Raw genomic sequence first — 19,658 nt, forward strand, 5'->3', positions numbered from 1 at the left:
GGCGTTGGCCCGCAGGGGGAGGCCATCAGGCCGAATAATCGAACGTAGTTCGATGGAGAGTCCGTATGCCAGAAAGCAAAAAACCCGCCATAGGCGGGTTCTTCTAAATATGGTGCCCGGACTCGGAATCGAACCAAGGACACGGGGATTTTCAATCCCCTGCTCTACCGACTGAGCTATCCGGGCAACGGGGCGCATTAAACCGTAAAGGCCGCCCGCCGTCAACGGGTTTCTGTCACAAAGCCGTTCAGTTGCTCTATTTTCAGTCAGTTAGCCACGGCGCGGCACCGAAGGTGGCGGCTATCGCCTGATAATTATGCAGTAACTCCGTGTCCTTATACCGTTTTGATTTTACTGTGCTTTATTTTAAACTCATAAATTACAACGATTTGCATAAAAAAATGCAGTCATCTCCACAGGAATTGTCACTTGAACCACGCAATGAAACATGCAATCATTGCGCAAATTTTATCACCCCATATCATATAACGGCGATCTCGCTGATCTAAGCAGAGGATTACGGGCATGACTGGTTTTGTAGCACTAGCGCCATCGCGCACCAGACATTTACAGATGCCTTCCCGCCGCCGTGCTTTTTACCGAACACCATTCTCCCGATCCTCCCATCTTTGTATGCGGTAAGGCCAGCCGATGCTCGCTGTTAGGCATTATTAAAAATAGAGCCAACGCTCTGATTTTACTGATGCCTATCGGACGCTGCCGATCCCAGTTGCCGATAGTTGCCTGATGCCCGTTCATCAGCCGGTTACGCCTGTCTCAAGCGCTGCCGGGCGTCATTTGCCGGGATAACCGCAGTTATCTCATCACGTGCCCATGGCACACCCTCATCCTTAACAGTTTGAGAGTTAGCTCTATGAAAGAATTGAAAATAGCAACCAGCGCCGGCCTGGTCGCCAGCATCGAAACCCTGCGTGAAGTGGTGCGCATCGAGCAGACCGATTATACCGATGTGGCGGCGGTGGTGGTGTCCGTCAAGGACGTTGACGCCGGCATCCTGACGCATTTACAGGCCACCGGGTTTGCCATCCCGACCTTCGTTGCCGTTGAGGGGCAAGAGCATCTTTCGCCGGATTACCTGCCGTTTATTACCGGCGTATTCGCCCTGAGCCATGCCACCAAGGCGTTTTACATGGCGCAGCTGGAAGCGGCGGCGGATGCCTACGAGCAGGCGTTGCTGCCGCCGTTTTTCAAAACGCTGAAGACCTATGTGGAAATGGAAAACTCGACCTTTGCCTGTCCAGGGCATCAGGGCGGCGAGTTTTTTCGCAAGCATCCGGCCGGACGCAAGTTCTTCGAGTTTTACGGTGAAACCCTGTTCCGTTCCGATATGTGCAATGCCGACGTTAAGCTCGGCGATCTGCTGATCCACGAAGGTTCGGCCAAAGATGCGCAAAAACATGCGGCGCGGGTATTTAACGCCGATAAGACCTATTTTGTGCTGAACGGCACCTCGGCGGCGAACAAGGTGGTGACCAACGCCTTGCTGACGCGTGGCGATCTGGTGTTGTTCGATCGCAACAACCATAAATCCAATCACCATGGCGCATTGCTACAGGCGGGGGCGACGCCGATATATCTGGAAACCGCGCGTAATCCGTTTGGATTTATTGGCGGCATCGATGCCCACTGCTTCGATGAAGATTATCTGCGGGCGCAGATCCGTGAAGTCGCGCCGCACAAGGCCGGCGAGGCGCGGCCATTCCGTTTGGCCATCATCCAGCTCGGTACCTATGACGGGACTATTTATAATGCCCGCCAGGTTATCGACACCATCGGTCATCTGTGCGACTACATCCTGTTTGATTCCGCCTGGGTGGGTTATGAAGGCTTTATTCCGATGCTCAAGGAGTGCTCGCCGTTGCTGCTGGAACTGGATGAACTCGATCCGGGCATTTTCGTTACCCAGTCGGTGCACAAGCAGCAGGCCGGTTTTTCGCAGACCTCGCAGATCCACAAAAAAGACGAGCACATCAAAGGGCAGAAGCGTCACTGCAACCATAAGCACCTCAACAATGCCTTTATGTTGCACGCCTCGACCAGCCCGTTTTACCCGCTGTTTGCCGCGCTGGACGTTAACGCCAAAATGCACGCCGGCGAGGCAGGGCGCCGCATGTGGATGGATTGTGTGAAGCTGGGGATCGAAACGCGCAAGCAGCTGTTGCAACGTTGCTCGCAGCTGAAGCCGTTTATTCCGTTGCAGGTTGCCGGGCAGGATTGGCAGACGTTTGCCACCGATGAAATTGCTAGCGATGCGCGCTTCTTTACCTTTGTACCGGGCGAGTCGTGGCACGGTTTTGCCGGTTACGCGCAGGATCAGTATCTGGTCGATCCCTGCAAGCTGCTGCTGACCACGCCGGGCATTGATGCGGTTACCGGCCAGTACAGCGCGTTCGGCGTTCCGGCCACCATTCTGGCCAACTTCCTGCGGGAAAACGGCATCGTGCCGGAAAAATGCGATCTGAACTCGATCCTGTTCCTGCTGACGCCGGCGGAGAACCCGGCCAAGATGGCGCATCTGGTGGATATGCTGGTGCAGTTCGAACGTTACGTTGAACAGGACGCACCGCTGAGTGAGGTATTGCCGACGGTTTATCGCAAGAACGAGCAGCGCTATCGCGGCTATACCCTGCGCCAGCTGTGTCAGGAAATGCACGATCTGTACGTCAGCTATGACGTTAAGCAACTGCAAAAAGAGATGTTCCGGCAGGATCATTTCCCGCCGGTGATGATGAATCCGCAGGATGCCAACGTGGAGTTCATTCGCGACAACGTCGAACTGGTACCGATCGCCCAGGCCGAGGGGCGCATTGCCGCCGAAGGCGCGCTGCCTTATCCGCCAGGCGTGCTGTGCGTGGTGCCGGGCGAAGTGTGGGGTGGGGCGGTTCAGCGCTACTTCCTGGCGCTGGAAGCGGGCATCAACCGCCTGCCGGGGTTCTCGCCGGAGCTGCAAGGGGTCTATATTGAAAAGAAAGATCATGGCTGGAAGCGTATATTTGGTTACATGATCAAGCAGGCATGATGCAAGGGCCGGCGCTGCCGGCCCGAAGTGCGGATGTGACAAATAAGGCCGGCGCCACTACAGTGAATGAAGCGCTACTGGCAATAGGCATGGTGATGGAAGATAAAAATTATTCTGCCTGGGTGGCAAGCGAAAAGCGTGACGCGATCTTTTACAGTTTCGGCTGGTTTTTATTGGTCAATCTTCTGGTATCCCTGTTTCTGTTTTTCCATCGTTTTCGTTCAACCGATTACGATTCAAGCGCGGATTTCATGCAGAATGCGCCGGCAATCGTCGCGGTATCGCTGGTGTCTGCCCTGGCGTATCTGATACTGAAACTGCTCACACCGCACAGCAAGCGGGGCGCCTGGTGGGTGCTGGTGGGCTGCGTGGCGCTGTTGGCGCTATTGTGGTGCGTGGTGTTCGATCACCTGATTGACCTTAACGCGGTTAACCTGATTTACCCATTGACCGTCGCGTTGATGTTCTCGGCGCTGATCCCGTTTTACCTGTCTCCAATGCTGCTGTTTCTGTTTTCGGTGCCGATCCTCAGTATGGTGATTGGCGAAAACATTGTGATTCGCGGCGCATTCTCTCTGGTTAACCTGGCCTCATATGCGCTGATACTGATACTGCTCTACTCCGCCAAACGGATGCTGGAAAAGTGGTTTATGCTGGCGATGGAACGTGAGCGGGAAAACCGGCGTCTGATTGAGCGCCTGAGCAAGCTGGCGCACCGCGATCCATTGACCGGTCTGTCCAACCGCCGCTACTTCAATGCCTACTTCGATTCGGTATTTGTCCGCGAATCCTCAGGGGTAGAGCATTTTTCAGTGATCCTGATCGACGTTGACTATTTTAAGAAATATAACGACCACTATGGGCATCAGGCTGGCGATGAGTGTCTGGTGCGGCTGGCGGAATGTTTTCTGCGCTGCGTGCGGCGTTCGCAGGATCTGGTTGCACGTTACGGTGGCGAAGAATTTATCATTCTGCTGCCGAAGGCCGACCTGCATGAAGCCGTGGCGGTGGCCGAACGCATCAAGACGCAGGTGGCGGCGTTGCAAATTCCGCATGCGCAATCCGGCGTGTCGCCATGGGTCAGCGTTAGTCAGGGCATTGCCCAGTGGCGGCCTGGCGTCGACAAGCAACGGCTGATCGCCAGTGCCGATCGGGCGCTGTATCAGGCCAAATCTCAGGGGCGCAGCAGTTATCAGGTTGCCGACAGCTAATGTAAAAAAGCCGGGATATCGATCCCGGCCTTGAGATAACTGCGCTTAGCGGCGGCGGTAACTCTTCTGCGCGTTGTTCACCTTCACCAGATAGCGGCGAGACTCGCCGGCCGGGTGCTTGCTGGTCAATGTGGTGTATACATCGCCCGGCTGCATGCCGTTGATGATGCTGACCGCTTTGGTCCTGTCGCTTGAGAATACCCGTAGCACGCTACCCGCGCCGCCGTTATAGGCGGTAATCACCGCATAACGCCGCGAGGTCGGGTTCTGAATGCCGCCCAGATAGTTATTCTGCAAAATCGCCAGATAAGCGGTACCGGTATCGATGTTGTTCGCCGGGTCAAACAGATAGCTGCGGCTTGGCGTGCCCCATTTGCCGCGCATCTTGAACACGTCCTTGCCGGCGGTGTGCTGCATCACCTGCATCAGGCCCAGCGCATCGGAGCCGCTGACCGCATACGGGTTAAAGCTCGATTCGGTTTGCATGATGGCCAGAATCAACGACTCTTCCACACCGTATTTTTCGGCCGCCTTACGCACCATCGGCAGGTATTTGTGCGCGCGCTTGTCCAGGTGGTTGGGCACCAGTTGCACGGTGACCGAGTAGATCACGTGCAGGCCGGAGGTGCGTTTTTGCAGCTTGTTCTGTACCAGATAATCGGCAAAGTGCGAGGCGCGCCATTCCCAGCGGATCGCTTCGCCATTGTTGTCCAGTACCTGGCCATACAGGAACGGCTCTTTGCTGATCTGGATGTCGTTGGCGTCGGAATACAGATCCACCGAACTTGGGTCGTCGCCCATCAGCAGGGTGGTGACGATCGCCTTGCGCAGGCTGTCGGCCGGATCGGTCGGGGAAATGGTTTCAAAGGTGATGGTGCCCGCATCAAAGTTGATGTGGCTGCGCGTCAGATATTGATCGGTATATTTGACGTAATCTTTCGGCCCGGCGATCAGAACTTCGTTCAGACCCCAGATGTTCTCGATGTTATGGGCAAACTGGCCCATCAGAATGTCGAAGCCGTTGGTGTCTTTTACCCAGGCTTCGTTGAACTCGTCGCTTTTTTTACCGGAACAGGAAATCAGCAAGGGTGCTATCACTAGCAAAGCTAAAATTTTCTTCATCTTAAGCCGTAATATTTTTGGGTGATGCAGGGGCCAGCGCCCGGCCCCAAAACAGATTATTCGCTCGGCGGTGTATAGCCTTCAATGTGGACGTCGTGCCCTTCAAACAGAAAACGCACCATTTCCGCTTCCAGCAGCTTGCGATCGTCTGGGTTCATCATATTGAGCTTTTTTTCGTTGATCAGCATGGTTTGCTTCTTCATCCATTCTGCCCAGGCTTCTTTCGAGATTTCGTTATAGATGCGTTTACCGATCTCGCCCGGATACAGTTGGAAATCCTGGCCTTCGGCCTCGCGTTGCAGGTAGGTACAAAAAATGGTTCTGCTCATGCTAACTCCTCGTTGATAACGCTAGCCCGTTGTTTTTTTTATTTAAAAATCAGACGGGTATAAAGATGGCTGAGCCGGGGGCTGCTTGGCCAGTTGCAGCAGCAGGCGTTCCACCGGTGCGGCCAGCCCGACCGACGGCGGCTGCGCTAAGTTATACCAGAGACCGTTGCCTTCATCCATGGCGCTACCGACCTGCTGCACCGGCAGCCACATTGGCACGATGTCCAAATGGAAGTGACTGAAAGTATGGCGAAATGCGGTTAACTGCTGCAACCGATCGTCTTTCAGACCGCGTTGTTGCAGCCAGAGTTCCAATGCCTGCCGCTCACTGAACTGCGGGAAGCAAAACAGGCCGCCCCACAGCCCCACGGCCGGTCGCTGTTCCAGCCATACGCTCTGGTCGCGTTGCAGTAACAGAAAATGGGCCGATTTTTCCGGCAGCGTCTGCTTGGGTTTTTTGCCGGGGTATTTCGCCCAGCTGTGATTGGCATAGGCGATACAGCCGACGTTGAGCGGGCACAGTTCGCATTTGGGTTTGGAACGGGTGCACACCATGGCGCCCAGATCCATCATCGCCTGATTGAACTGGCCGACGCCGTTAGCCGGCGTCACGTCGCTGCTGATTTGCCACAGGCGATTTTCGACCTCTTTTTTACCCGGCCAGCCCTCCACCGCATAGCAGCGTGCCAGCACCCGTTTGACGTTGCCGTCGAGGATCGGGTAGTGCTGGCCGAGCGACAGCGACAGGATGGCACCGGCGGTGGAACGGCCGATGCCCGGCAGCGCGGCGATTTGTTCAAAGGTTGTCGGGAACTCGCCGCCGTGCTGTGCGACAATGGTCTGCGCCGCCTTGTGCAGGTTTCTGGCGCGGGCGTAATAACCGAGCCCGGTCCACAGGTGCAGCACTTCGTCCAGCGGCGCTTCGGCCAACTGGCGCACGTTTGGAAAACGTGCCATAAATCGCTGAAAATAAGGAATGACGGTGGCAACCTGAGTCTGTTGCAACATGACTTCAGAAAGCCAAACTTGATAAGGCGTCTTGTCGAGCTGCCACGGCAGGGTTTTGCGGCCGTAGCGCTGGTACCAGTCAAGCACCACGTGCGAGAACTGCTGTGCTTGCATCATCATCGGGTATCGTATCAGGCTGATATTTGATGCGCGATTGCAGCATAGAGTCCGGGTGGTGTAAACCGGAACTTTCCGACGTTAAAATATGAACACTTGCTAAACCAGTCTATCTTTGCATAATGCGCGTTTCCCTAATTGGCAGCCAAACAGACAGAAAGCACTATGATTAATGACGTCATCTCTCCGGAATTTGATGAGAACGGCCGCGCGATGCGCCGTATCCGCAGCTTTGTGCGCCGCCAGGGGCGGTTGACCAAAGGCCAGCAGCACGCGCTGGAAAACTATTGGCCGGTGATGGGGGTGGAGTATCAGGCGCAGGCTGTCGATCTGACCGCGCTGTTTGGCCGCGATGCACCGGTGGTGCTGGAAATCGGCTTTGGTATGGGCGCTTCGCTGGTGACCATGGCGGGCAACAACCCGCAGCAGAACTTTTTAGGGATTGAAGTTCATTCGCCAGGCGTCGGTGCCTGCCTGGCCGATGCTCACGAGGCGCAATTGAGCAACCTGCGGGTGATGTGCCACGATGCGGTCGAAGTGCTGGAAAACATGATCCCGGACGGCTCGCTGGATATGGTGCAACTGTTCTTCCCGGATCCGTGGCACAAGGCGCGCCACAACAAGCGCCGCATCGTACAGACACCGTTTGTTGAACTGGTGCTGCGCAAGCTGAAGGTCGGCGGCGTATTCCATATGGCCACCGATTGGCAACCCTATGCGGAACATATGTTGGAAGTGATGAACGGCGTGGCGAATTACCGTAATCTGTCGGAAAACCACGATTACGTGCCGCGCCCGGACTCACGTCCACTGACTAAATTTGAACTACGCGGCCAGCGTCTGGGACACGGCGTTTGGGATTTGATGTTTGAGAGGAAGGCATAATGGCTAACAACCGCAGTCGTCGTTTACGTAAGAAGTTGCACATTGATGAGTTTCAGGAGCTGGGCTTTTCCGTCGCCTGGCGTTTCGCCGAAGGCACCGCGGTTGAGGATATCGACGGCACGCTGGATGCGTTCATTGACGAAGTGATCGAGCCGAACGGCCTGGCGTTTGACGGCAGCGGCTACCTGCAATGGGAAGGGTTGATTTGCCTGCAGAAGATTGGTCAATGCACCGACCAACACCGTGAACTGGTCAAAAACTGGCTGGAAGCACGCAAGCTGTCCGATGTGAAGGTCAGCGATCTGTTTGACATCTGGTGGGATTGATTCCGCGAGATTCAGCGTTGAGGCCAGCTGCGACTGGCCGGTTATCGTCATACAGCAGAGTTGTTTGAAGGTGCCTTAATGGCGCCTTTGTTTTGCCTGGAGCATGGCCTGGTGGAAATAACATTGGATAACGCGTTGCTGGAAGAGATCCTGCAACAGGTTCGCCCGCTGATCGGCAGCGGTAAAGTCGCCGATTACATCCCCGCGCTGGCAGAGGTGCCGGCCAATCGCCTGGGTATCGCCGTTTGCACCGTTGACGGCAACATGTTCCAGGCCGGCGACGCCGCCGAAAGGTTTTCCATTCAGTCGATATCCAAAGTGCTCAGCCTGACGCTGGCGTTGACACGCTATCAGGAAAGCGAAATCTGGCAGCGGGTCGGTAAAGAGCCGTCCGGTTTGCCGTTCAACTCGCTGTTGCAACTGGAAATGGAGCAGGGCAAGCCGCGCAACCCGTTCATCAATCCCGGCGCGCTGGTGGTCTGCGACATGTTGCAAACCCGGCTCAGCGCGCCAAAACAGCGGATGCTGGAAGTAGTGCGACAATTGACCGGCGAAGATGACCTGGCCTACGACGCCCGCGTGGCTCGCTCCGAGTTCGAACACTCCGATCGCAATGCGGCGATCGCCTATCTGATGAAATCGTTCGGTAATTTCGAAAACGACGTGCTCACCGTACTGCAAACCTATTTCCACTATTGCGCGCTGCGCATGAGCTGCCAGGAACTGGCGCGCGGCTTCGTTTATCTGGCGAACCACGGCCGCGATCTGCAGGGCAATGAGGTGATCACCCCGTTGCAGGCGCGGCAGATCAATGCGCTGATGATGACCAGCGGCATGTACGACGGTGCCGGTGAATTTGCCTATCGGGTCGGCATGCCGGGCAAGTCGGGCGTCGGCGGCGGTATTGTCGCCATCGTACCGGACGAAATGGCGATCGTGGTCTGGTCGCCGGAACTGGATCCGTCCGGTAACTCGCTGGCGGGAACTGCGGCGCTGGAACTGTTGTCTCAACGAATTAGCCGTTCGATTTTTTAATCCCCCGCTGTTACGGTTGGAAGGGAGTCTCAGGAGATACTATGTTGAAGAAAACCGGGTTGGCCTTGCTGTTGCTAACCGCATCGCAGGCGCATGCCGCCTATCAATGTGCCGTCAAGCCACAGGATGACGTGATTATCAGCCAACAGAATGTGCAGGTGGTGGGCACCAGCGGCAATCTGCAAATTTCACCGGATGGCGACGTAACCCGTAACGGGCAACCGCTGACCCTCAATGATACCCAGCGCCAGAAGGCGTTCAGCTACCAGAGCGCCCTGCGCAAGGAACTGCCGTGGATTGACAACGGCGCGCAGCAGCACCTGGAAAAAGCCCGTGTGGCGCTGGATAAGGTGATCGTCAAGGAACTGGGCAGCGACAGCAACGTACGCAATCGTCTGACCACGCTGAACCAGCAGCTGAAGCAGCAGATGAACCGCATTATCGAGCACCGCAACGACGGGTTGGCTTTCCATCATAAAGCCATCGATCAGGTCGAACAGGATGGCCGCAATATCGTGCAGCAAAGTATGGGCGGCGTGCTGCAAGACAGCCTGAACGAAATGGGCGTCAAACAGGCGGCCAACAGCGGCGGTAACCCGTTGCAGGCGATCATGGGCAACCTGGGCGGTTTGCAAAAGGCTATTCAGAACGAGTGGAACAATCAGGAACAGGATTTCCAGAACTTTGGCCACGACGTCTGCAACCGCGTCACCGCGTTGGAAACCCAGCGCAAAGATCTGCTTAATGCGTTGAAGTAACAGCACAGGCGAGTCGTCAGGCGGTTGCTTGGCCGTCTGGCGGCAATCTGCCAGCAGGTACTTGCGCCAGAGTTTTACCCAGACTGAAACCAATAAAAAAGCGCTGAATCCCAGCGCTTTTTGGTTTTTACTCGTCCGCTAAAAATAGCTCCAGCAGCGAATTGAGGAACAGTTTGCCTGTTTCGGTGATTTGCCAGTGTTGCGCCGTTTCGACCAGATAGCCTTTCGCCAATGCGGCGTCCAGCTGCGGGCGGATGGTGTTTTCATCCAGCCCGGTATAGGCGCTGAACTCTGCACGCGGCGCGGCCTCCAACAGGCGGAAACGGTTCATGAAGAATTCGAACGGCCGATCTTCGGCAGCCACTTCATGCTGTTTGTCGAGGTATTTACCCTGCATAAAACCGCGCGGGTGCTTGGTTTTGGCCGTCCGCACGATGCGCCCGTCGCTGAAGGTCAGTTTGCCATGTGCGCCGCAGCCAATCCCCAGATAGTCGCCGAAGCGCCAATAGTTGAGATTGTGTTGGCACTGATAGCCCGGTTTGGCGTAGGCCGAGGTTTCATACTGCTGATACCCGGCGGCGCTCAGCAGCGCGTGGCCCTGCTGGAAAATATCCCACAGCGCGTCGTCATCCGGCAGTACCGGCGGCCGCGAGCTGAACAGGGTATTGGGCTCGATGGTCAGCTGATACCACGACAGGTGCGGTGGATTGAGGGCGATAGCCTGGCGCAGATCGTCCAGCGCTTCCTCCAGCGACTGATCCGGCAAGCCGTGCATCAAATCCAGATTAAAACTGCGTAGCCCCAGACCGGTCGCCAGATGTGCCGCCCGTTTGGCTTCCTCCGGACCGTGAATGCGCCCCAGGCGGGTTAACTTCTCGGCGCTAAAGCTTTGTACGCCGATCGAAATGCGGTTCACACCGGCCCGCTGGTAGCCGCTGAAGCGATCGGCTTCGACGGTGCCCGGGTTGGCTTCCATGGTGATCTCGGCGTCATCATCCACCCGAATGCGCGCGCGAACGCCATCCAGCAGCGACTGCATCGCTTCGGCGCTCAGCAGGCTCGGCGTACCGCCACCGATGAAAATGGTACTGATGCTGCGCCCGCTGGTCATCGGCAGATCGGCGTCCAGATCCGCCAGCAGGTGATCGACATATTCCTGATGCGGTACATCGCCCTTCAGCGCATGCGAATTAAAGTCGCAGTAAGGGCATTTTTGCACGCACCATGGAATATGGATGTAGAGACTGAGCGGTGGCAGTTGTACGGCATTATTGAGCATTGCGCATCGCTTCCAGCAACAGCGTCAATGCCTGGCCACGGTGTGAGACCGCGCTTTTCTCATCGCGCGACAGTTCTGCGGCGGTACGTGACAGCGCCGGTACGTAGAAGATCGGGTCGTAGCCAAAGCCGCCCTGACCGGCGGATGCAAAGGTAATTTCCCCGCTCCAGCTGCCGTGGCAGACCAGCGGCGTCGGGTCTTCCGCATGGCGCAGATACACCAGCACGCAATGGAATTGCGCGCCGCGTTGGCCCTGCGGCACGTCTTTTAATGCCACCAGCAGTTTATCCAGATTCTGCTGGTCCGAGGCGTCTTCTCCCGCGTAGCGTGCGGAGTAAATGCCCGGCGCACCGCCCAGTGCGTCGACCGCGAGGCCGGAGTCGTCGGCAATCGCCGGCAGGCCGGTAATTTTTGCCGCGTGGCGGGCCTTCAGGATGGCGTTTTCAATGAACGTCAGGCCGGTTTCTTCGGCCGAATCCACCCCCAGCTCGGTCTGCGCCACCACGTCGAGGCCGAAGTCGGCCAGCAGGTCGGCGAGTTCGCGTACTTTCCCGGGATTGCCGGTGGCAAGAACCACTTTTTGCATAGTCATAACCTTGAATAATTACTCTGTATACAACGCCGCGATGGGCGGCGGTATCTGTTGCGGACGCATAATGCGTAACTGCTTATGCCGGCCCAGTTCACCCTTTTCGATCGTCACATTGCTTTTTGCCACTTTAAACTGCTTGGCGATAAACTTGAGCAGATGGGCATTGGCCTGGCCATCAACCGGCGGGGCGGTGATGGCGACCTTGATTTCTTCACCATGCAGGCCAATAATCTGGTCTCGGCTGGCTTTCGGCTGAATATACAGCCTGACCACCAGCCCGTCTCTTTCAACGCTGACGGCACTCACAGCAAAAACCAGATCTCACCAAACAGATCCATACCCAGATAATTGAGCAGATACAAAATCAGAATCACCACCATGGCCGAAAAATCAATGCCGCCCATCGCAGGGATCACGCGGCGGATCGGCGCCATCAGGGGTTCGGTCAACTGATACATTACGTAGTCAATGGCGTTGCGCCCCTGGCTGATCCAGCTCATCAGCGCGCGGATAATCATCACCCAGAAGATCAGATAACCGGCGGACTTAACCAGTGAAATCAGGCCAAACAGCAGGTTGTACGGACTGAGGGAGATGGCACCGCCCTGGATCAGCAACAGCAGCGGATACTTGATGGTCATCAGCAGGAAAGCCAGCAGCAACGACGCGCTGTCGATCGGCCCCAGCGACGGGATGATGCGGCGCAACGGGCCGACAATCGGCTGGGTGATTTTCACCACAAACTGTGAAAACGGGTTGTAGAAGTCAGTGCGCGTCCATTGCATCCAAATGCGCAACAGCAGCACCATGACGTAAAGATCAATAACGGTCTTGACCAGAAAAGTCAGCGTTAACATGTAGTGGCCCTTCTCCTATTAAAATGATTTTTCCATTTCTTGTGCACGGGTAACGGCGGCCTGCATCGCTTTGGCGACGGTGTCAGGCAGTCGTTGTTCATTCAGTACGCGCAGTGCTTCGGCTGTGGTGCCGCCTTTTGAAGTGACCTGTTCCCGCAGGGTCGACAGCGCTATCTGCGGATTGGCCTCCACCAGAGCGGCGGCGCCGCTGGCGGCCTGTTGCACCAGCTCGCGCGCCTGCTGGCTGCTAAAGCCCATGCGTTCCGCTTCTTGCTGCATTGATTCCATAAACAGGAAGAAGTAGGCCGGCGCGCTACCGGCAGCGGCGATGACGCCGTTGATGCCGTTTTCGTCGTCTACCCAACACACCTTGCCGACCGAACTCATCAGCTCGCCGGTGAAATCGCAGTCTTGCCGGCTAACCTGCGCGGGCGCATACAGACCGCTCATGCCTTTGCCAACCAGCGATGGGGTATTTGGCATGATGCGCACAATATTCAGCCTGTCCCCCAGCAACTGATAAAAACGGCTGACCTGGATGCCGGCGGCAATCGACAGCACCAGTTTGCCGCTAAAATCGACCTGCTGGCGCAGCGGTTGGCATACCTGTTCCATCAGCTGCGGTTTTACCGCCATTACCACCACTTCGGCCTGCTGCGCACAGAGAAGGTTGTCGTCGCTGCTCATTACGCCATAATCGGCGGCCAGCGCATCGCGGTTTTTAGCCGACGGCGCGCAAACGCTGATTAATTGTGCCGGGTAACCGCCGTTCACCAACCCGGCGATAATCGCACGCGCCATGTTGCCGGCGCCGATAAAGGTAATCTTACGATGTTGCATTGCGTCCCTCGTTGGTTCTGTCAGGCCTGCGAATAATCACGGGCGCCAAAAATCGCGGTGCCGATGCGCACCAGGGTGCTACCGGCGGTGATTGCTGCGACCATGTCGTCAGTCATACCCATCGATAGCGTGTCGACCTGTGGATAGTCCAGTTGCAACTGCTGGAACGCCGCGGCCATTTGGCGAAATACCGCCAACTGGCGCGAAAAGTCGCTCTCCGGCGCCGGTATTGCCATCACACCGCGCAGCGTCAGCCCTGGCAGGGCCGCCACTGCCTGTGCCAATAGCGGCAACTGTGTCAATGCGATGCCGGATTTGCTCTGTTCATCGCTGATATTAATCTGGATCAGCACGTTCAGCGGTGGCAGTTCTGCCGGGCGCTGATCGCTCAGCCGCTGGGCAATCCGCAGCCGGTCAACGGTGTGGCACCAGTCGAAATGCTCTGCCACCAAACGGCTCTTGTTGGATTGCAGCGGGCCGATAAAGTGCCATTCCAGCCCGGCGCCGTCGGGCAATGTGGCGAAATGACGGATCTTGTCGACGCCTTCCTGCACGTAATTTTCACCAAATGCTCGCTGCCCCGCAGCAATGGCTTCTGCGATCGCCGCGACAGGTTTGGTTTTGCTGACTGCAAGCAGCGACACCTCTTCTGGAGCACGCGCGCAGTTTACGGCTGCGGCATCAATACGGCCCCTGACATCCTGCAGGTTCTGTTGGATAGTGCTCATGATTGACCCAGGAGATTGATATGGATTTCGATGAATTAGTGGCCCTTAGTGTAAAGCATAATGCCTCCGATCTGCACCTTTGTACCGGACATCTGCCAATGTTGCGTATCGATGGCGAATTGCAATCGTTGCAGCAGGGGGAAATCCTGACGCCGGCTGCGGTGCAGACCCTATGCGCTACGGTACTCGAGCCACAGCAGCTACAGGACTTGCAACAAACTGGCCAGCTCGATGGCTCGCTGACCACCCGCGACGGTCGGCGGCTGCGTGCCAACGTCTTTGTGCATCATGGCGGCATTTCGCTGGCGTTGCGCATGATTGCCGAGCATATCCCCAGGCTGGCCGCCTTGCAGGTGCCGGCGGTTATCCCGGCGTTGACCCGGCGCGAGGACGGTCTGATCCTGGTGACCGGTGCGACCGGCAGCGGTAAATCCACCACGCTGGCGGCGATGATCGACGAGATCAATCGCCATCAGCGGCGGCACATCCTGACGCTGGAGGATCCGATCGAGTTTATTCACCATGGCCAGCGCTCGCTGATCCACCAGCGTGAGCTGGGGCGTGATACCCACTGCGTCGAGCTGGCCCTGCGCGCCGCGCTGCGTGAGGATCCCGACGTGATTCTGCTGGGGGAACTGCGTGACCTGATGACCATTCGTCAGGCGCTGACGGCGGCGGAAACCGGCCATCTGGTGCTGGCGACCCTGCACACCCGCAACGCGCCGCAGGCGGTGGAGCGGCTGGTGGATGTGTTCCCGGCGGAAGAAAAGCCCTACGTGCGCGCGCAGTTGGCCGGCAGTCTGCAAGCGGTGATCGCCCAAAAACTGGTGAATAAACCGGGCGGGGGGCGCACGGCGATTTTTGAGATCCTGACGGCGACACCGGCGGTCAGCAGCCTGATCCGCGATGGGAAAATCCATCAGTTGGCCAGCGTGCTGCAAACCGGCGCGCAGTTCGGTATGCAGACCTTTGAACAGGGACTGCGGCAGCGTATTGCGCAGGGAATATTATCCTGAGGCCGCGCTGGCTATCGTTAACTCGCTATTGCCGCTACGCCACGTTAACGCGAGCGTGCTGCCACCAACTTACCCCAGGTGCTGTTCGAACCAGCTTTCCAGTATCACCACCGCCGACGCCGAGTCGATGCTGCCCTTGTCCAAGGCGCGAAAGCCGCCGCGATCGAACAGGTGCGAGCGGGCTTCTACGGTACTCAAGCGCTCGTCGTGCAGGTCGATTTGTACCCCAAAACGCCCATGCAGGCGGTTGGCAAACTTGCGGGCGCGTTCGGTCAGCGGTTGTTCGCTACCGTCCATGTTGAGCGGCAGACCGACCACCACCAGATCCGGCTGCCATTCCTTCAGCAGTTTTTCAATTTTTTGCCAGTCCGGCGTGCCGTCCTGCGCCTTGAAGGCCGCCAGCGCGCGCGCGGTACCGGTAATTTCCTGGCCGATGGCCGCGCCGATACTTTTGGTGCCAAAATCAAAGGCGATGATGGTGCGGTTACTCATCAGGCGTGTCCTGCGTGATTGGCGATGCTGCGGATGTCGATGCCCAGACGGTTGGCCGCCTCGCGCCAGCGGCTGGCTATCGGCGTGTGGAACAGGATATCGCTGTCGGCTTCGATGGTCAGCCAGACGTTTTCCAGCACTTCCTGCTCGAGCTGGCCCTTTTCCCAGCCGGCATAGCCAAGGGCGACCAGCACGTCTTGCGGCTGCTCCGGCGTACCGAGGGTTTCCAGCACGTCTTTGGAGGTGGTTATCATGGTTTCCGGCGAAATCTGAATGCTGGAGCCAAAGCCGGAACAGGGCGTGTGCAGGATAAAACCGCGATCGTCTGCCAGTGGGCCACCGGCAAACACCGGTTTGTCGAGGTTGACGGCCGGATCGCGTTCGATAGGCAGAATCTGCAATTTGCTCAGCACGCTTTCTATCGTGAACTGTTCCACGGGTTTATTGATCACCAAACCCATGGCGCCTTCTTCGTTGTGCTCGCAGATATAAATCACCGAACGCTTGAAGCGGGGATCCTGCATGGTTGGCATGGCAATAAGAAAGTGGTGCTGTAAATTCATGGCGATAAAAGGATTCAATCCGTTGGCAGTTGAACAGCCGCCAGTATGCGGCTAAAAGGCGGTGAAGTCACGACAGCGGGCGACACCGTCGCCCGTATCGTCGTCAGGTTAGCGTGCAGCCAGGCGCTTTTCGATGGCGTCCATCAGCATACCGGTGATGGAAACCGGGAAGGCGGCTTCGATCTCGCGCGCGCAGGTCGGGCTGGTAACGTTGATTTCCGTCAGACGGTCGCCAATGATATCCAGGCCAACGAAAATCAGCCCTTTTTCTTTCAGCGTCGGTGCCACCGCGCGGGCGATTTTCCAGTCGCTTTCGCTCAGCGGGCGTGCTTCACCACGGCCGCCGGCCGCCAGATTGCCACGGGTTTCCCCTTGCGCCGGGATGCGAGCCAGGCAGTAGGGCACCGGTTCGCCGTCCACCACCAGAATACGCTTGTCCCCTTCCTTGATCGCCGGCAGGAAGTTCTGCGCCATGCAGAAGCGGCTGCCATGTTCGGTCAGCGTTTCGATGATCACCGACAGGTTGGGGTCGTCCTGCTTGACACGGAAAATCGAGGCGCCGCCCATGCCGTCCAGCGGCTTGAGGATGATGTCGCCATGTTGCTGATGAAACTTGCGGATATGCGCCGCGCTGCGGCTGACCAGCGTGTCCGGCGTCAGCTCCGGGAACCAGGCGGTGAACAGCTTTTCATTGCAGTCGCGCAGGCTCTGCGGCTTGTTGACCACCAGCGTGCCTTTGACTTCCGCGCGCTCAAGAATATAGGTGGCGTAAATATATTCGGTATCGAACGGCGGATCCTTGCGCATCAGGATCACGTCCAGATCCTGCAACGCCAGATCCTGTTCGCTGCCAAAGCTGTACCAGCTCTCCTTGTCTTCCTTGACCGCCAGCAGTCGCGTGCGGGCACGGCCGTCGCCGGCGTGCAGATAGAGATCGTTCATCTCCATGTAATGCAGTTCCCAACCGCGGCGCTGGGCTTCCAGCAGCATGGCGAAACTGGTGTCTTTCTTGATGTTGATGGATGCGATAGGGTCCATCACGATGCCGAGCTTAATCATTCTTTCTCTTCTCCTTAACCCAGATCGCCAAAACGCACCTGCAATGCGGTGATCGCGGTGAGTGCGGTGGTTTCTGTACGCAGAACGCGTGGTCCCAGCAGGATATCAGTAAATCCATGCGCTGAGGTCATCGCAATTTCGTCGGCGGATAGGCCGCCTTCCGGTCCAATCAACAGGCGAACGTGGTTTACCGGCAGTGGCAGCGTATTGATGCTGTGGCTGGCGCGCGGATGCAGGTTCAGCTTCAGGCTGTCGTCCTGCTCGGTGCACCAGGTCTCCAACGGCATCGCCGGGCGAATGTCCGGGATGCGGTTGCGGCCACACTGTTCACAGGCGGCAATCGCGATTTTTTGCCACTGTTGCAACTTCTTGGCCAGGCGCTCGCCATCCAGCTTCACGCCGCAACGTTCCGAAAACAGCGGGGTAATGGTATTGACGCCCAGCTCGATGGATTTCTGAATGGTGAATTCCATCTTTTCGCCGCGCGAAATCACCTGCCCCAAGTGCAGGTTGAGCGGCGACTCTCGATCTTCCAGCCGTCCGGCGCCGACGCGTACCTGGACGCTTTTTTTATCCACCCGCGTGATTTCAGCATCGAACACCTGGTTGCTGCCGTCAAACAGTTGCAGCGATTGGCCTGCACTCATGCGCAGTACGCGACCGACGTGGTTGGCCGCGTCTTCGCTCAGGGCGATTTCCATATCGGAACGCAGCGGCTCCGGGTGATGAATGCGAGGTATGCGCATAGATTTTCTAACCCATAGATAAAAGATTCGGCGGGCAACAATAGCGCCAGCGCCGATGCAGCTTCAAATATGCAGGGTATAGTAGGTCAGCCCTTTTGTCGCTGACAAGCCTGTTGAATATACGGGTTGTGGTTGCCCTGTACCTTAGCGATGCGTGCCTCGCGCTGGCATTCCCACTGGCTCACCGGATATTGACGGTTCCAGACGTCAAACAGCTGGGTCTGCTGGCGTGACAGGCGTAGATGATAACGATCGCGCATGTAGAAATAGGTGCGGGCAATGGCACCGCGCGCGCGCGCCGGCGGTTCGGCCTGCTTGTGCCTGAAGTCGACCTTCATGGGACACTGGCCATACTGCCCTTCGCCGCCGCGCCATTGGCTGTACATAAAATTGTTGCGATCGCCGTTGACCTCGCCAATTGCCGGTTGCAGGTTATGCAGATCGATTTCTATCTGACGGTAGACCGGATCCCGATTGCAGTTTTTGCGCCCGCCATCCTGCCAGCATTGCAATTGGTGGCCGAACTGCCAGGCCGGCACGACGTGCTCCCATTCAATGCGCCCGGCACGCTGGGCGTTTTTACGCGGCAGGTAACCGCAGCCGTCGAGATCGGGGATGCCTTTTTTACCGTGCCAATTGATTTTACACCCGCAGTAAAAGCTGCCGGGGGCGTCCTGATTGATTTTGGCTGCCGCTGCTTTGGCTTGGGAAAAGTTGTTGATACCGTGCGCCTGTACCGCGCCTGAGACAAAAATGACTGCGAATAAAATTTTGCGAAGCATATTCCAAAACAGCTCAAAATTGGCAAAGCAGGCAGGGTAACGGAAGTTATCGGCAGGAGCAAATCGCGCAATATGCTTGTTTTAACTTATAAATCATTTAGCTCATGCGTTTCGCCAGCGATAAATCTTAGTTTATCGCCGCAGCGGCGGCAGCGGTATTCGCTTTCACCGCGCAGTACCCGATTATGGCGGCGCACCGTTAACTGATGCCGTTGGCAAGCGCATTGATAAGGAAAGGTTTTGCTCTGCACCGATGCGGTTTCAAAACCATGGGTGCGGCTGGCGGGGACGCGCAATACGCTTTCCATCATCCAGCGCCATTCTCTGCCGTGCGGCGCGACGCGGCCAAAACGCCGAAATACCAGCAGGTGCGCCAGTTCATGCGGCACCACTTCATCGATAAAGGCGTGCTGATTTTCCAGCAGAAGCACCGGGTTGAGGCGGATTTCCCAGGCTTGCAGCCAGGCGGTGCCCGCGCTGGTGCCGCGTTGCTGATACACGATCTTGGGTTCGGGGAATTCTTCGGCAAAATGCTGGGCCGCCAGCTGCAATTTTTCTCGCAGACAGCGCATTACCGCCTGTTGCAGCGCTATGGGGATTCTTACTTTGTTCATTGCCGCTAGCATAGGCCAGGCGAGCGTTTCAGACAATATCCCATCAATAATGATAACCCGATCGATAACCACAGATTGTAATCAAGGTGTTAACTGCGGGATAATAATTCGTGCTTGATGAGTCTGTACCCGCAGTTCTCAATGGATGAGGTCGAAAAAACTTGGCCCGTAAATTCCTTACCATTAAAGGGGTTATTTTGCGATTTTGCGCAATAACCGACGCGCTGAAAATACGTAAGGTAAGGTGAGTTTTTTTGAC

Annotated in this window: 22 protein-coding genes and 1 tRNA gene; 7 read left to right on the plus strand and 16 right to left on the minus strand. The window is 56.9% G+C overall.

Annotated elements, in window-relative coordinates; translation table 11 throughout:
• Positions 1–110: 110 nt before the first annotated feature.
• A tRNA-Phe gene (locus NYE85_RS08135) sits at positions 111–186 on the minus strand.
• Between the two features lie 688 nt (positions 187–874).
• On the opposite strand from NYE85_RS08135, the gene speF reads away from it, so the two are divergent.
• Together speF and NYE85_RS08145 are read left to right on the plus strand one after the other, a co-directional pair.
• Positions 875–3,040: an ornithine decarboxylase SpeF gene (speF, locus tag NYE85_RS08140; protein WP_259004243.1), complete on the plus strand. Its 2,166-nt coding sequence runs from the start codon at positions 875–877 to the stop codon at positions 3,038–3,040.
• A gap of 35 nt (positions 3,041–3,075) precedes the next feature.
• Entirely contained in the window at positions 3,076–4,251 is a 1,176-nt protein-coding gene (locus NYE85_RS08145) for a GGDEF domain-containing protein (protein ID WP_259004244.1), read from the plus strand.
• A gap of 45 nt (positions 4,252–4,296) precedes the next feature.
• Here NYE85_RS08145 and mltC read toward each other — a convergent pair whose 3' ends face one another.
• From mltC to mutY, 3 genes are read right to left on the minus strand one after another with little or no spacing between them, the layout of a single operon-like run.
• Positions 4,297–5,373: a membrane-bound lytic murein transglycosylase MltC gene (mltC, locus tag NYE85_RS08150; protein WP_259004245.1), complete on the minus strand. Its 1,077-nt coding sequence runs from the start codon at positions 5,371–5,373 to the stop codon at positions 4,297–4,299.
• Between the two features lie 56 nt (positions 5,374–5,429).
• Positions 5,430–5,702: an oxidative damage protection protein gene (locus NYE85_RS08155; RefSeq protein ID WP_004958724.1), complete on the minus strand. Its 273-nt coding sequence runs from the start codon at positions 5,700–5,702 to the stop codon at positions 5,430–5,432.
• A gap of 42 nt (positions 5,703–5,744) precedes the next feature.
• Positions 5,745–6,827: an A/G-specific adenine glycosylase gene (gene mutY, locus NYE85_RS08160; RefSeq protein ID WP_259004322.1), complete on the minus strand. Its 1,083-nt coding sequence runs from the start codon at positions 6,825–6,827 to the stop codon at positions 5,745–5,747.
• Between the two features lie 165 nt (positions 6,828–6,992).
• On the opposite strand from mutY, the gene trmB reads away from it, so the two are divergent.
• The 4 genes from trmB (at position 6,993) to NYE85_RS08180 (ending at position 9,831) form a co-directional block, all read left to right on the plus strand.
• Positions 6,993–7,712, plus strand: a complete 720-nt coding sequence (gene trmB / locus NYE85_RS08165) for a tRNA (guanosine(46)-N7)-methyltransferase TrmB (RefSeq protein WP_259004246.1) — start codon at positions 6,993–6,995, stop codon at positions 7,710–7,712.
• Positions 7,712–8,038 (plus strand): YggL family protein, encoded by a 327-nt coding sequence (locus NYE85_RS08170; protein ID WP_259004247.1) that lies wholly within the window; start codon positions 7,712–7,714, stop codon positions 8,036–8,038. The genes trmB and NYE85_RS08170 overlap by 1 nt, the downstream gene beginning before the upstream one ends.
• A gap of 111 nt (positions 8,039–8,149) precedes the next feature.
• Entirely contained in the window at positions 8,150–9,073 is a 924-nt protein-coding gene (gene glsB, locus NYE85_RS08175) for a glutaminase B (protein ID WP_259004323.1), read from the plus strand.
• Positions 9,074–9,114: 41 nt separating this feature from the next.
• Positions 9,115–9,831, plus strand: a complete 717-nt coding sequence (locus NYE85_RS08180) for a DUF2884 domain-containing protein (RefSeq protein WP_259004248.1) — start codon at positions 9,115–9,117, stop codon at positions 9,829–9,831.
• A gap of 127 nt (positions 9,832–9,958) precedes the next feature.
• On the opposite strand, the gene hemW is transcribed toward NYE85_RS08180, so the two are convergent.
• Genes hemW through NYE85_RS08210 form a run of 6 tightly spaced genes read right to left on the minus strand, consistent with a single transcriptional unit; the run spans position 9,959 to position 14,127 of the window.
• Positions 9,959–11,110, minus strand: a complete 1,152-nt coding sequence (gene hemW / locus NYE85_RS08185) for a radical SAM family heme chaperone HemW (RefSeq protein ID WP_259004249.1) — start codon at positions 11,108–11,110, stop codon at positions 9,959–9,961.
• Positions 11,100–11,696 carry an XTP/dITP diphosphatase gene (locus NYE85_RS08190; protein WP_259004250.1) on the minus strand — a complete coding sequence of 199 codons (597 nt, stop codon included), beginning with the start codon at positions 11,694–11,696 and terminating at the stop codon, positions 11,100–11,102. Before NYE85_RS08190 ends, hemW begins: the two co-directional genes overlap by 11 nt.
• 18 nt (positions 11,697–11,714) lie before the next feature.
• On the minus strand, positions 11,715–12,008 hold the full coding sequence (yggU, locus tag NYE85_RS08195) for a DUF167 family protein YggU (RefSeq protein ID WP_259004251.1): 294 nt from the start codon (positions 12,006–12,008) through the stop codon (positions 11,715–11,717).
• Positions 12,005–12,559: a YggT family protein gene (locus NYE85_RS08200; protein WP_259004252.1), complete on the minus strand. Its 555-nt coding sequence runs from the start codon at positions 12,557–12,559 to the stop codon at positions 12,005–12,007. The genes yggU and NYE85_RS08200 overlap by 4 nt, the downstream gene beginning before the upstream one ends.
• An 18-nt stretch (positions 12,560–12,577) precedes the next feature.
• Positions 12,578–13,399: a pyrroline-5-carboxylate reductase gene (gene proC / locus NYE85_RS08205; protein ID WP_259004253.1), complete on the minus strand. Its 822-nt coding sequence runs from the start codon at positions 13,397–13,399 to the stop codon at positions 12,578–12,580.
• A 20-nt stretch (positions 13,400–13,419) separates the two neighbouring features.
• Positions 13,420–14,127, minus strand: a complete 708-nt coding sequence (locus NYE85_RS08210; RefSeq protein ID WP_259004254.1) for a YggS family pyridoxal phosphate-dependent enzyme — start codon at positions 14,125–14,127, stop codon at positions 13,420–13,422.
• Between the two features lie 20 nt (positions 14,128–14,147).
• Between NYE85_RS08210 and NYE85_RS08215 the strand changes: the two genes are divergently transcribed.
• The gene (locus NYE85_RS08215; protein WP_259004255.1) at positions 14,148–15,143 is read left to right on the plus strand and encodes a type IV pilus twitching motility protein PilT; all 996 of its coding nucleotides are present in this window, start codon (positions 14,148–14,150) and stop codon (positions 15,141–15,143) included.
• A 69-nt stretch (positions 15,144–15,212) separates the two neighbouring features.
• Here the strand turns inward: NYE85_RS08215 and ruvX are convergent, their stop codons facing one another.
• The 6 genes from ruvX to NYE85_RS08245 all read right to left on the minus strand — a co-directional run bounded on the left by ruvX (position 15,213) and on the right by NYE85_RS08245 (position 19,399).
• Positions 15,213–15,635 (minus strand): Holliday junction resolvase RuvX, encoded by a 423-nt coding sequence (gene ruvX, locus NYE85_RS08220; protein WP_259004256.1) that lies wholly within the window; start codon positions 15,633–15,635, stop codon positions 15,213–15,215.
• The gene (locus NYE85_RS08225) at positions 15,635–16,198 is read right to left on the minus strand and encodes a YqgE/AlgH family protein (protein WP_259004257.1); all 564 of its coding nucleotides are present in this window, start codon (positions 16,196–16,198) and stop codon (positions 15,635–15,637) included. The genes ruvX and NYE85_RS08225 overlap by 1 nt, the downstream gene beginning before the upstream one ends.
• A gap of 108 nt (positions 16,199–16,306) precedes the next feature.
• Complete coding sequence (gene gshB / locus NYE85_RS08230) at positions 16,307–17,257, minus strand: glutathione synthase (protein WP_259004258.1); 951 nt, start codon at positions 17,255–17,257, stop codon at positions 16,307–16,309.
• A 14-nt stretch (positions 17,258–17,271) separates the two neighbouring features.
• The gene (rsmE, locus tag NYE85_RS08235) at positions 17,272–18,003 is read right to left on the minus strand and encodes a 16S rRNA (uracil(1498)-N(3))-methyltransferase (protein WP_259004259.1); all 732 of its coding nucleotides are present in this window, start codon (positions 18,001–18,003) and stop codon (positions 17,272–17,274) included.
• Between the two features lie 86 nt (positions 18,004–18,089).
• The gene (gene endA / locus NYE85_RS08240) at positions 18,090–18,785 is read right to left on the minus strand and encodes a deoxyribonuclease I (RefSeq protein WP_259004260.1); all 696 of its coding nucleotides are present in this window, start codon (positions 18,783–18,785) and stop codon (positions 18,090–18,092) included.
• Positions 18,786–18,871: 86 nt separating this feature from the next.
• A complete protein-coding gene (locus NYE85_RS08245; RefSeq protein WP_259004261.1) occupies positions 18,872–19,399 on the minus strand; it encodes a SprT family zinc-dependent metalloprotease in 528 nt (175 codons plus the stop codon).
• Positions 19,400–19,658: the final 259 nt, after the last annotated feature.

It is taken from the genome of Serratia sp. AKBS12 (assembly GCF_024793895.1).
Lineage (GTDB): Bacteria > Pseudomonadota > Gammaproteobacteria > Enterobacterales > Enterobacteriaceae > Serratia_F.